Here is an 11,682-nt window from a genome sequence, read left to right as displayed (position 1 = left end):
ATCGTCAGCAGATCCATTCGCCGTGAACATCATCGCAAATGAGACCTTCATGGTTGTCAATTCTCTGCTGCGCTAACCGTCTTCGCCCGAATTTGCGCCCGGCGCGCCGCCATTGGTTGGAAGAACATTTGTGTACGCGGGCGCCGTCGGGGCCTCGGCCGGGGTATTCACGGTCGGTGCCGTCGGAGAGGTCGGGGCGGTCGGCAGAGGATTGGCGGCATCGCCACCCGGGGCGACCGGGGTTCCCTGGATCGGAATACCCTGAGCCCCTGGTGTTGTCGGGGCGACAACCGGAGTCTCGGCGGGCTTCGGCACGACCGTTTTCGGACCGTTGTTCATTGACGGCGCTTTGTCACCTTCAGCAGGCTTTATCTCCCCGACAACGGTTTCACGTCCATCGGGACCGACGACCATCCGCGGCACATCGGTGGCCGGGATCATGCCCAATCCACCGGCCTTTTCGGACAATTCAGGAGCAGAATCACCCGACTCATATTCCTTCTTGAGAGCGTCGCGACGGTCTGACAGCTGTTCGTTGTATGCGCGTTCCACACCGAGCTGGTACGAGTCCTGAGCCGACTTGGTCGAAAGCCACAGTGTCAGCGCCAATCCGGCCAACAGCATCCCGACGACGACAACGGCGAACGGGACACGACGCACCGCCTGTACCGGCGCACTTCGCATGCGGCCCCACATCGCCGGCTTCTCCACCGGCGTGGCCGGGCCCTCGGGACGTTGCCAGTGACGCGAAGTCGACGGAACCGCCCCGGCACCAAGGCGTTTGCGACGACGCTCGAGCGCCTTCTCCGCGGCGGCCGAACGTTGCCTGTTCGCACCCGAATGCCTGGCACCCTGCTCACCGGCATCGCGGCGACGCGCTGTGGCGAGATTGTCGTCGGTAACCGTCACTTCTTCCCCCCCGCTATCCGCTCGATGACCCGCACCCGCACGGATGCGGACCTCGGGTTGCGCTCGATCTCTTCGTCCGATGCCTGTTCCGCTCCCCTGGTCACCAACACGAAATCCGGTGCGGTTCCTGGCAGATCGACAGGGAGTCCGGGTGGTGTCTTCGATTTGGTCCGCTCGACGAACTCGCGTTTGACGATCCGGTCCTCCAGCGATTGGTAGGACATGACCGCCAGGCGCCCACCGACCGCCAACGCCGAAAGTGCAGCGGGCAGAGCAGCCTTCAATGAGGTCAGCTCTCCATTGACTTCGATCCGCAACGCCTGGAATGTGCGTTTGGCCGGATGACCACCGGTACGTCGGGTGGCCGCCGGGATTGACCGATACAACAGTTCCACCAGTCGGCCACTCGTGGTGAAAGGTTCGATCTCGCGTTCACGCAGTACCGCGGAGGCAATCTTGCCTGCAAACCTCTCGTCACCGTATTCCGAAAGGACACGGGCCAATTCGCCGTGCCCGTAGGTGTTGAGGACGTCGGCCGCGGTCAGGGGGTCATCAGCATTCATCCGCATATCCAGCGGAGAATCAACCGCGTAGGCGAAACCGCGGTCGGGCTGATCGAGTTGCATCGACGAGACGCCGAGATCGTAGAGTGCGGCATCGATCTTCGTGACACCGGCCTGCTCCAGGGCCTCGTCCACCGCGTCGTACCGCGTGTGGACAAAGGTGATCCGATCACCGAAGGGTGACAGGCGCTCGCGCGCGAGATTCAAAGCGTTGATGTCGCGGTCGATTCCGATGATCGAAACACCGGGAAATCTCTGGGCGATGAGTTCGGTATGGCCGCCTGCGCCGAGAGTGCCGTCGACGTAGATCGCGTCGGTACCGTCGGGATGTCGCCGGGTGATCGAAGGTGCAAGCAGTTCGATCATCCGCTCGGCCATGACCGGGACGTGCCCGAAGGGGCCATCGGCGAGATCCACTGTGCTACCTCTCGTGCGGTCCGGGTGCGCCAATTGGCCGGCAGGTGTGTGGGTGGATCCTGGTCCCTGCCCGATCTCCGCACCTGGCGCTGGGGAAGTGCGTCAGGGGCGGGCTGTCGAACCTGGCGCTGGGGAAGTGCGTCAGGGTCGGATCGGGCAAAGGCCTCGATTCACCCACGTGGTCTTGTGGTCCTTGGCCTCAGGCCGTGTCCAGGACGTCGAAGCCCACGCTCGAGAAGTTTTCCTCGTGCTCATCCTGGTAATCGCGCCATGTCTGCGCGTCCCAGATCTCCAAGTGGCTCATGTTTCCGATGACCACACACTCTTTGGCCAGCCCCGCATAGCGACGGTGATCCGGGGACAGGGTTATGCGCCCCTGACCGTCTGGCCGCTGCTCATCGGTACCCGAGCTCAGTTGACGTTGAAAAGCCCGGGCAGCAGGATCGTTCTTGGGCGAGCTCATCACTCGTTGAGCCAACTCATAGAAGTCATCCCGCATGTGCACTGCGAGGCTGCGGTCCTGACCTTTTGTGATCATCACCCCTCCTGCAAGTGCGTCTCGGAACTTTGCGGGCAGCGTGAGCCGCCCCTTGTCGTCCAACTTGGGTGTGTAAGTGCCGAGGAACATAGCGCTGGCCATGTGTCGTCACCTCCAACCCCAAGGTTGATGGAAAGATCCGGTTCTCTTCCACCAACGATCACCACTGTACCCCACAATCCACCACTTTCCACCCCTTGGAGCGCAAAAATGGGCGTAACTCCGCCGATCCTGCAGGTAAAGGCCTTGTAGCAAGGTGGGGGACGAAACCTGATCCCGGGTGTCAGGGAACCGTTCGGGCGGCATTTTCGAGATCCAGGGGGTACTTCAGCCCCGTTTTGTCGGCGAAACCTCATGGGTGGGAGAAAGTGGGGGCCCGGGTGGAAAGTGGGGCGAGATGCCCTGAAAACACAAAAAAGGCCGTACATCGCAATGCGATGCACGGCCTTCTACGGTCAAGCGCGCCCGAAGACGTCTACTCCTGCTCGAAGCGGCGGTTGAACCGCTCTTCCATCCGTTCAGAAAACTTTCGTCCTTGCCGCTGCTCGCGGCCCGACGAACCGCCGCGCGACGACGACCCCGAAGAACCTCCGGGAGTCGATCCGCTCCTAGTTCCCCACAACGCCATCAGCCCGGCACCGAACATCACCAGGAAGCCGATGAGGCTGACAATGGGGAATCCGCCGATCTGCACCTCGATGACGACTCCCCCGACAAGGAGGACAAGTCCGACGAGGAACAACACGGCAGCCTGCAGTCGACGGCGCGCAGTGGAGCCGCGAAAGCGACGCGACCGTACGTTCGACGCAAACTTGGGGTCTTCGGCGTACAGAGCGTTTTCGATCTGTTCGAGCATGCGCTGCTCGTGCTCTGAGAGTGGCACCCGCCCCCTCCTTCAGCACATGGTTTCGGTAGAGCATCCAGAGGAGACAATTCCGGTTGCCCGGACCCACTGCGGTGGACCCACCTCCGATGATACGAGGTGTTGGAAGTTCGAACCACCATTCCCCGCCACAAGTTGGTCAATTTTGGTCCGTTAGCAGTAATTTCGGAGCCTTCAGGCCGCACCAGCAGGCATATTCGACGGTTTGCCCCGCTCGAGTCGCAGGATTTCCATCTCGACCACGTGTAAAAACTTGTCCACCTTCGGTCGCAACTCGGCAATCTGTTCGTCGGTCACCGACCGGATCCCGGCCTCGGTGTCGGCGCGTAGGCGAGAGAGCCCGGCGAAGTACGTTGCCCACTCGGAGAGCTCAGGCATCGCCTGCGGCAACCGCGCCCACGCACTGCGCGACCCACGTCGGCGGGTGGGGTGCTCGGCGACGGCCAGGACGGCGCCGGCCGCGCGCAGCGCCGATTGATACAGCGCGCTGAACGCCTCGGCGGAGTCGGTGACGACATCCGATTCACGCAGACGCGACTCCGCTCGTTCCAGCATCTCGCGGGAGGCGATGATCTGGGTCGGCTCGGGCAGTCGGGTGACCCGTGCGGCCCGTCCGGTCGAGGCCGGTCCGACATTCCGGGGGCCGCGCGCAGGGGTTCGTGCCATCGTCGCCATCTCGGTCCTCCTTTGCCGGACTATCTGTTGTCTATGCGGGGTCGGCTCGGTGGCCTACGCTTCCCTCGTTGGCCACCGAGCCGCCCTCACGTCGTAAAGCGGGTAAACGATGCGGCTTGCGCCTTTGCGGAGGTTGAAGCCTCGAACACCCGTTCGACAGATTCAATATACCCAACGACACCGACAACCATCAAGCAAAAAAGGCGGAAACTTCTGTGCCCATCCGGATCGCCGACCTCTCGGCCCACGATGCACAGATATGGCTACCCGAGGCCTTGAGCGTGTACGTCACCGCGATGAACTACCCGCCGGGCACCGAAATGCAACGGGCTCCCCTGTGGCACGACCACATCCGGCGCCCCGGTTGGAAGGCCGTCGCCGCGATCGACTCAGCCGGCCCGGCGACCGGGCGGGAAACCCTGGTGGGGATCGCATACGGATACAGCGGCGCGCACGATCAATGGTGGAACCAGCAGGTGCGCAGTGGTCTGGTCCGCGCCGGGTCAAGCCGTGAGCGCATCAGCGCCCTCACCGACAACTACTTCGAGCTGACCGAACTTCACGTGCATCCGTCCGCACAGGGCCGGCAGATCGGCGAGCAATTGCTACAACGCCTGCTGGCCGGTCGCTCCGAACCACAGGTGCTGCTCTCGACACCCGAGGTAGACGAGGAGAACAACCGTGCGTGGCGGCTGTACCGCAGGTTGGGTTTTGCCGACGTGCTCCGCGGCTTCACCTTCGCCGGTGATCCCAGACCGTTTGCTGTCCTCGGCCGCGCCCTCCCACTGCGATAGGACCACATGATCGACACCCTCGTTATCGGCTCCGGACACAACGGCCTCGTGGCCGCCGCCTATTTGGCAGCCGCCGGTCAACAGGTCAAGGTGCTCGAACGCGACAGTGTCGCAGGCGGAGCCGTGTCCACCGTCGAACGGTTCCCCGGCTATCGCGTCGACCGTGGATCCTCGGCGCACCTGATGATCAGGCACACCCCGATCCTCGAAGAACTCGCACTGGCCGATCACGGACTGCGATACATCGACTGCGACCCATGGGCGTTCTGCCCCGCTACCGACGATGCTCCCCCGATCATCTTCCACCGCGACCTCGAGAAGACGGTCGCGTCGATCGAGGCGGCCTGCGGTCCCGCCGATGCGCGCGCCTACCGTGGATTCGTCGACGTCTGGGCGCGCCGGTCGGCGGCGATGATGTCGGCGTTCACCTCGTCGCCCTCCCCGCTCGCTCTCGGCAAGGCGTTCTGGGGTCTGCCTGCGCGCATCCCCGGCAACGGCTCCGCCGCCGGACTCGGGCTCTCACAAGAGTTCCTGATGTCCGGCAATGCACTCCTGGACAACTGGTTCGAATCCGAACACCTCAAGGCGGCGCTGGCGTGGTTCGGAGCGCAGTCGGGTCCGCCGATGAACGAACCCGGAACCGCACCCATGGTCGGTTTTGCCGCCGCGATGCACACTATTCCCCCAGGCCGGGCGGTCGGCGGCAGCGGCGCGCTCGCCGAAGCCCTCATCCGTAAACTTCACGCCGACGGCGGCGAACTCGAACTCTCGGCCGCTGCGACCGCCATCGAGAAGCAGGGTGACGGCTGGCTGGTTCGGACTGCCGATGGAGGCGCGCACCGTGCCCGATCGGTGATCAGTGCCTGCCACATTCTCACCACCCTTGACCTGTTGCAGGCCGGTGGATTCGACCGCACCACCGCCGACCGGTGGCGCTCACAGATCCGGATCGGTGGCGGTATCGGTATGGCGGTCCGTCTCGGGGGCACCGCCCTGCCGCAGTATCCCGGACTGCCCACCGACACCTCGGTACATGGCGGGCTGGGTCTGCTGGTGACCGATCGCGGACATCTGGCCCGGGCGCACGCCGATGCCGGCGCAGGCGATCTGCCGCGGCGCCCCGCGCTGATCGCGATGAGTTTCTCCGCGATCGATCCGACCCTGGCCCCACCCGGCCGGCATCAGACGAGTCTGTGGGCCCAGTGGCATCCGTACAAGCTCTCCGGCGGGCGCAGCTGGTCTGACCTCGCGGCTACCGCAGGCCAGGAGATCATCAACGAATTGGACCGGCACGCACCGGGGTTCGCCGACTCGATCGAGCACACCTACGTCCAGACGCCCGCCGACCTGGAGTCCGAGATCGGGATGACCGGCGGCAACATCATGCATGTGGAGATGTCGCTGGATCAGATGCTGATGTGGCGCCCCCATCCCGAATTGGCCCGGCACCGGGTTCCCGGCGCCCCGGGTCTGGTGCTCGCCGGGGCCTCGACCCACCCGGGCGGTGGTGTCAGCGGTGCCAGCGGTCGCATCGCGGCGACCGCGGTCCTGTCCGACCGGAGATCTCCGTTGGCCAGGATCACCCGCGGCCGATGGGGATGACCGCCGCGCTGGTGGTCCCCCGACGTCAGATCTTGCTGTGGACCTCCGCGGTCCTGCTCGCCGGATCGATCGCCGCGCAGATCATCTACCCCTTGGTCGACGGGGTGGCGCGCGATCAGGCCACCGTGGTCGTCGTTGTCGCCGCGGCCGCCGCGATGCTCGCTCATGCCACGTTCCGGCTGGGGCCACTTCGGGCGGTCGCGGTCTTCGCGGCCACGGCCGGCGTCGGATGGACCGCCGAAATCGTCGGCGTCGCCACCGGGTTCCCGTTCGGCGCCTACGCCTACGCCACCGATCGGATCGGGCCATCCGTGGCCGAGGTACCGGTGATCATCGGCTTGGCCTGGACCGCAGGCGGTTACAGCATGTGGTGGATCAGCTCGCTGATCAGTCGCCGTCTTCCGACCCGGATCGCCGCGGCAACCGTCGGGATGGTCGGCTGGGATCTGTACCTCGACCCGCAGATGGTCAGTGCCGGATTGTGGACCTGGTCCACCGATGACGCCGGGCTCCCCGGCATCGACCAGATCCCGGTCACCAACTTCATCGGCTGGGCCGGTGTCGCGTGCGTCATGTTCATCTTGCTCTCGCTGATCGACCCGAAACCGGTCACGGTGACACCGATGACATTGGTCGCACCGGTGGGCTGGTTCACCTGGACCTGGCTCGGATCGGCGCTGGCGTTTCTGGTCTTCCTCGACGATCCCGCGCTTCCCGCGGCGGTTCCGTACGGGCTGATCGGGATGGGCATCCTGGGGGTACCGGCGGCTGTGGCACTGTCTCGTCGGCCTCGTTCCGGCATCAACTGAACGCGATCAGCGCGGCCCTCCTCACGGACCGGTCCGGCTAATGGCACGATAGCTGCGTGCCTGAGATCACCCGACCCAACCGCCGTCGCGGTCCCCTGAGTGCGGTGTTGCTCGTGCTGGCCCTGCTCTTCGGCCCGACACTTGCCGCCTGTTCTGACGAACCCGCCCAATACGGCGATCGGCTGTGGGGCGCGATTGTGCTCGCCGAGAAGGACATCGGCCAGGAAAAGGGTCCGCAGATCACGGTGCCGCAATCGCTCGAGACGGTGGTCACTGCCACCGAGTTCAAACGCGACGGACTGATCGGCACCCGGGCAACATTCACCGAGGCCACCCTCGGCCAATTCGCCCAGCTCGGCGAACTCGTCGACGACGCCTACCCGGATGCCCCCGTGACCCTGGACCTGCAGGCGCAGCGCCGCGGAGAAGCGGTCACCTTCCGCGGTACGGCCGATCTGCAGGGTTTGACGCCTGAGCGCGACTACATCGAGTTCTCAGTCCAGTTCGCCGGACCGATCAGTGCCACCAACGGCCAGCAGGACGGCGACGACGCCGTCTCCTGGAAGCCGGAGATCGGCAAGGCGACCCCGATGACCGCCGAGGCCCGCTACGACGAACCCGGGACCGCCGCGTTCGCCGGCTGGACGGGCCTGATGGCAGGCATCGCGTTGGCCGTGGCCGTTGTGGTGGTGGCGCTCGCGTGGGTCAGCCGCGACCAATCGTCGCGGCCAGGTGCCCCGCACAAACGTCCCAAGGACGCCCCACATCCACCCGTGGGAAGCTCGAACGCCGGCGGTACGGGTCGCAGCGGAACCGACAGCAGCGGGAACTCACACTGATCGGTTGGCTACCCACTCTGGTGTCGTCGAGCGGTCAGGCAGCGAGCGAGTTCATCCCGAGTCGCTCGAGGACCTCGCTGGTGGCCTTCGCGAAGTTCAGGCTGCAGAAGTGCAGACACGGCGCGCCCTCGTCGATCAGGCGCTGCGCCATCTCGGTGGCCAGGTCGATGCCCACAGCGCGGACCGATTCCCGGTTCTCCTCTGGCCCGTCGCCTGCAGCCTCGGCCAGCCGCTTCTCGACCGCGGGCGGGAGCACCGAACCCGAGAGTTCGACCATGCGCCGCACAGAGGCGAGCGAGGTGATCGGCATGATCCCCGGGATCAGCGGCTTGGCGCCCTGTTCCGGATCGGTGGCGTTTACCCGGTCGCGCAGTCGCAGATAGTGATCGACGTCGAAGAACATCTGGGTGATCGAATACTGGGCTCCGGCACGAAGTTTCGACACCAGGTACCTGGTGTCGTGATCGAGGTCGGGCGCCCGGTGATGACCTTCGGGGAACGAGGCCACCCCGATGTTGAAGTCGCCGAGATCCTGCAGTAGCCGGACGAGTTGTTCTGCGTACTCCAGCCCGTCGGGATGCTTGACCCATTCGCCCAGCGGGTCACCCGGCGGGTCACCACGCAGGGCCAGGATGTTGGTGATGCCCTGGTCGGCGTAGCCGCCGGCCATCGCCCGAAGCTCGTCGATGCTGTGCCCCACCGCAGTCAGGTGAGCGACGGGGAGCAACGTGGTCTCGCGCGCGATCTCCCCGGTGATACGCAATGTCCGATCACGGGTGGAGCCGCCGGCGCCGTAGGTCATCGAGACAAAGGCCGGGTTCATTCGCTCGAAAATCCGCACGGTTCGCCACAGGCGCGCCTCGGCCTGCTCGTCTCGGGGCGGCATGAACTCGACCGAGAACGGCACCGGACCCGAATGGGGTTCGGTCAGCCGCTTCACGATCGATGATTGCGTCATCTGCGAACTCACCCGGCAAGTATAGAGGTGGCGGCCGGGGACGACCGCCTGCCTGCCGCCGCCACATCCCACCGTAGTGTGGTTGACGTGGCAATCCAGTCTGTGACCGACGTTCCCGCCGCGACCACCGACCTCTTGCAGCGGGTTTTTGCAGACCGCGCATCCACGGCAGCCGACATCGGTCCGGGATTCTGCGATGCGGTGGACGCACTGTCTGCTTTTGTACTCCGCGGCGGCAAACGTGTCCGACCGACGTTCGCCTGGGCCGGTTACCTGTCCGCAGGCCCGGCCCGCACCGATCCCGACCGGCTGCTGTCGGTCTGCGCCGCCCTAGAACTGATGCAGGCCTGCGCGTTGATCCACGACGACATCATCGATCGCTCTGACACGCGGCGCGGGTTCCCGACGATCCACCGCGAGTTCGAGACCCGCCATCGCGAGGCCGGCTGGCGTGGCGACGCCGCCGACTACGGCGAAGGTGTGGCCATCCTCCTTGGAGACCTGGCCCTGGCCTGGGCCGATGACCTGATTGCCGAAGCCGGGTTCGATCCCGAGACCCACCGCTCAGTGTCGGCGATCTGGCGGGGTATGCGCACCGAGGTCCTCGGCGGTCAGTTCCTCGACATCGCAACCGAGGCCTCCGGCGACGAGACACCGGAGGCCGCCTATCGCGTGATGCGGTTCAAGACCGCCGCCTACACGGTCGAACGCCCGCTGCACCTGGGCGCTGCGATCGGCGGCGCCGACGCCGGCCTGATCGAGTCGTTGCGTTCGTTCGGCACCGACATCGGCATCGCCTTCCAGCTTCGTGACGATCTACTCGGGGTCTTCGGCGATCCGTCGATCACCGGCAAGCCGGCAGGCGACGACATCATCGCCGGCAAGCGGACCGCACTGTTGTCGGCCGCTCTGGGCCATCTCGACACCCATGACCGGGCGGCGGCACGCGTACTGCGTGAGCGGGTCGGACGTGCGCTCAACGCCGACGAATTGGCTCAGACATTGGAGATCATCACCGCCAGTGGTGCCGTCGCCGAGGTGGAACAACAGATCGAGGATCTGGTGACCAGCGCGCTGGCCACCTTGACCGCCAGCACCGCGACCGCCTCCGCCAAGGCCGATCTGATCGAACTGGCAACCGCCATGACCCGCCGCCAGTACTGATGCCGCGTACCACCTCAGGCAAGAGCGACCGGATTGTTGTTGTCGGCGCAGGGTTGTCGGGGCTGACCGCAGCCCTGTATCTGCGCGGTGCAGGCCGCGAGGTGACCGTGCTCGAGGCCGCCGAGCTACCCGGCGGCCGGGTCGCAACGGAGACGATCGGTACCAACCGATTCGACACCGGCGCAACAATTCTCACGATGCCCGAACTCGTCCACGCACCACTGGCCGCGGTGGGCATCAATCGAGACGACGCGGTGCGGCGTCTGGATCTGATCGACGTCGACCCGACCTATCACATGCGATACGCCGACGGAACCGAACTGAAGATGCACCGCGACATCGACAGGCTGGCCGCCGCCATCGCCGAAACCTTCGGCGTCGAAGCGTCTCGCGGCTACCGAGGCCTCACCGACTGGCTGGCACGGTTGTACGACGCCGAGTTCGACCGCTTCATCGACCGCAACTTCGATTCGCCCATCTCGATCGTCCGAGACCGGAAAACCCGCACCGACGCAGCACAATTGGTGCGCCTGGGCGCACTGGGCAAGCTCTCGTCGGCGGCGGGGCGTTTCATCACCGACGAACGACTGTTGCGCGCCTTCACCTTTCAGGCCCTGTACGCGGGGGTACCGCCGGAGCGAGCCCGCGCGGTGTACGCGGTCATCGCCCACATGGACATCAGCATGGGTGTCTACTATCCGCGCGGCGGTATGGGCCGGGTCGCCCAGGAGATGGCCAACGCACTGATCGAGGCCGGTGGCCGCGTCGAACTCGGCGCCGCCGCCGAAGGTGTCGAGTGGGACGGCAACCGGGTGAGCGCGATCGCGACCACCGATGGCCGCCGGTGGCCCTGCGATGCCGTCATCTTCACCACCGACACGCCCGTGACCCGGCGACTACTCGGAGACAAGCCCCGTGGCGGTTCCCGCAAGATCGTCTACTCGCCGAGCGCAGTGGTCGCACACGGCGTGGTTCCCACCTCCGTCACGGCACAGTGGCCGGGCGGGCATCACACGCTGGACTTCGGCATGGCGTGGTCGCAAACCTTCCGTGAACTGACCGCCCGCTCGGGCCGGGGCCGGCTCATGAGCGACCCGTCGCTGCTCATCAACCGGCCCGCGGTCTCCGATCCCGACCACTCGATCACCGCGGCCGGCGAATCCGTGACGGTGCTCGCCCCCTGCCCCAATCTCGATTCCGCACCTCTGCCGTGGCGAGAACTCTCGAGGCCGTACGTGGACGAGGTGCTCGCCGTCCTCGAGTCGAGGGGTTACCACGGCATCCGGGAGAACTTCGAGATCGTCAAGGTCGACGACCCCGGCACGTGGGCTGACAAGGGGATGGCGGCGGGCACACCCTTCGCCGCAGCCCACACCGTGCGCCAGACCGGACCACTGCGGACCCCCAACCTCGTCCGCGGAACCGACAACGTGGTGCTGGCAGGCAGCTCGACGGTGCCCGGGGTCGGCATCCCGCCGGTGCTGGTCTCGGGTCGCCTGGCCGCCGCCCGCATCGTCGGTGACTAGGATCA

At 65.7% G+C, this 11,682-nt stretch carries 12 protein-coding genes; 6 read left to right on the top strand and 6 right to left on the bottom strand.

Annotated elements, in window-relative coordinates; all coding sequences use genetic code 11:
* Nucleotides 1-72: 72 nt before the first annotated feature.
* The 5 genes from ftsL to AC1TQG_RS27280 form a co-directional block, all read right to left on the bottom strand.
* Nucleotides 73-909, bottom strand: coding sequence for a cell division protein FtsL (ftsL, locus tag AC1TQG_RS27300; protein ID WP_482142060.1), 837 nt, complete (start codon nucleotides 907-909; stop codon nucleotides 73-75).
* Nucleotides 906-1,850, bottom strand: a complete 945-nt coding sequence (rsmH, locus tag AC1TQG_RS27295) for a 16S rRNA (cytosine(1402)-N(4))-methyltransferase RsmH (RefSeq protein WP_482142151.1) — start codon at nucleotides 1,848-1,850, stop codon at nucleotides 906-908. The genes ftsL and rsmH overlap by 4 nt, the downstream gene beginning before the upstream one ends.
* A gap of 238 nt (nucleotides 1,851-2,088) precedes the next feature.
* Complete coding sequence (mraZ, locus tag AC1TQG_RS27290; RefSeq protein WP_482142150.1) at nucleotides 2,089-2,517, bottom strand: division/cell wall cluster transcriptional repressor MraZ; 429 nt, start codon at nucleotides 2,515-2,517, stop codon at nucleotides 2,089-2,091.
* Nucleotides 2,518-2,902: 385 nt separating this feature from the next.
* A complete protein-coding gene (locus tag AC1TQG_RS27285) occupies nucleotides 2,903-3,310 on the bottom strand; it encodes a DUF3040 domain-containing protein (RefSeq protein WP_482142059.1) in 408 nt (135 codons plus the stop codon).
* A gap of 174 nt (nucleotides 3,311-3,484) precedes the next feature.
* Nucleotides 3,485-3,985: an SAV_6107 family HEPN domain-containing protein gene (locus tag AC1TQG_RS27280; protein ID WP_482142058.1), complete on the bottom strand. Its 501-nt coding sequence runs from the start codon at nucleotides 3,983-3,985 to the stop codon at nucleotides 3,485-3,487.
* Nucleotides 3,986-4,200: 215 nt separating this feature from the next.
* Between AC1TQG_RS27280 and AC1TQG_RS27275 the strand changes: the two genes are divergently transcribed.
* From AC1TQG_RS27275 to AC1TQG_RS27260, 4 genes are read left to right on the top strand one after another with little or no spacing between them, the layout of a single operon-like run.
* Entirely contained in the window at nucleotides 4,201-4,779 is a 579-nt protein-coding gene (locus AC1TQG_RS27275) for a GNAT family N-acetyltransferase (RefSeq protein WP_482142057.1), read from the top strand.
* A gap of 6 nt (nucleotides 4,780-4,785) precedes the next feature.
* Nucleotides 4,786-6,381: a phytoene desaturase family protein gene (locus tag AC1TQG_RS27270; protein ID WP_482142056.1), complete on the top strand. Its 1,596-nt coding sequence runs from the start codon at nucleotides 4,786-4,788 to the stop codon at nucleotides 6,379-6,381.
* The gene (locus AC1TQG_RS27265) at nucleotides 6,372-7,190 is read left to right on the top strand and encodes a carotenoid biosynthesis protein (protein WP_482142055.1); all 819 of its coding nucleotides are present in this window, start codon (nucleotides 6,372-6,374) and stop codon (nucleotides 7,188-7,190) included. The genes AC1TQG_RS27270 and AC1TQG_RS27265 overlap by 10 nt, the downstream gene beginning before the upstream one ends.
* Before the next feature lie 56 nt (nucleotides 7,191-7,246).
* On the top strand, nucleotides 7,247-8,029 hold the full coding sequence (locus AC1TQG_RS27260; RefSeq protein WP_482142054.1) for an LppM family (lipo)protein: 783 nt from the start codon (nucleotides 7,247-7,249) through the stop codon (nucleotides 8,027-8,029).
* 34 nt (nucleotides 8,030-8,063) lie between these two features.
* Here AC1TQG_RS27260 and AC1TQG_RS27255 read toward each other — a convergent pair whose 3' ends face one another.
* Complete coding sequence (locus tag AC1TQG_RS27255) at nucleotides 8,064-8,987, bottom strand: methylenetetrahydrofolate reductase (protein ID WP_482142149.1); 924 nt, start codon at nucleotides 8,985-8,987, stop codon at nucleotides 8,064-8,066.
* A 48-nt stretch (nucleotides 8,988-9,035) separates the two neighbouring features.
* On the opposite strand from AC1TQG_RS27255, the gene AC1TQG_RS27250 reads away from it, so the two are divergent.
* A complete protein-coding gene (locus tag AC1TQG_RS27250; protein WP_482142148.1) occupies nucleotides 9,036-10,151 on the top strand; it encodes a polyprenyl synthetase family protein in 1,116 nt (371 codons plus the stop codon).
* Nucleotides 10,151-11,677, top strand: coding sequence for a phytoene desaturase family protein (gene crtI, locus AC1TQG_RS27245; protein WP_482142053.1), 1,527 nt, complete (start codon nucleotides 10,151-10,153; stop codon nucleotides 11,675-11,677). The genes AC1TQG_RS27250 and crtI overlap by 1 nt, the downstream gene beginning before the upstream one ends.
* The last annotated feature ends 5 nt before the right edge of the window (nucleotides 11,678-11,682 follow it).

The sequence above is a fragment of the Williamsia sp. Y844 genome (assembly GCF_056786475.1).
The sequence above is the reverse complement of the archived record's forward strand: the minus strand, read 5'-3'. Positions and strand labels throughout refer to the sequence as shown.

Excerpts from the sequence above, each read along its gene's own strand:
- rsmH (WP_482142151.1), bottom strand. The coding sequence starts at position 1,850 with ATGGCCGAGCGGATGATCGAACTGCTTGCACCTTCGATCACCCGGCGA.
- mraZ (WP_482142150.1), bottom strand. The coding sequence starts at position 2,517 with ATGTTCCTCGGCACTTACACACCCAAGTTGGACGACAAGGGGCGGCTC.
- AC1TQG_RS27280 (WP_482142058.1), bottom strand. The coding sequence starts at position 3,985 with ATGGCGACGATGGCACGAACCCCTGCGCGCGGCCCCCGGAATGTCGGA.
- AC1TQG_RS27270 (WP_482142056.1), top strand. The coding sequence starts at position 4,786 with ATGATCGACACCCTCGTTATCGGCTCCGGACACAACGGCCTCGTGGCC.
- AC1TQG_RS27265 (WP_482142055.1), top strand. The coding sequence starts at position 6,372 with ATGGGGATGACCGCCGCGCTGGTGGTCCCCCGACGTCAGATCTTGCTG.
- AC1TQG_RS27255 (WP_482142149.1), bottom strand. The coding sequence starts at position 8,987 with ATGACGCAATCATCGATCGTGAAGCGGCTGACCGAACCCCATTCGGGT.
- crtI (WP_482142053.1), top strand. The coding sequence starts at position 10,151 with ATGCCGCGTACCACCTCAGGCAAGAGCGACCGGATTGTTGTTGTCGGC.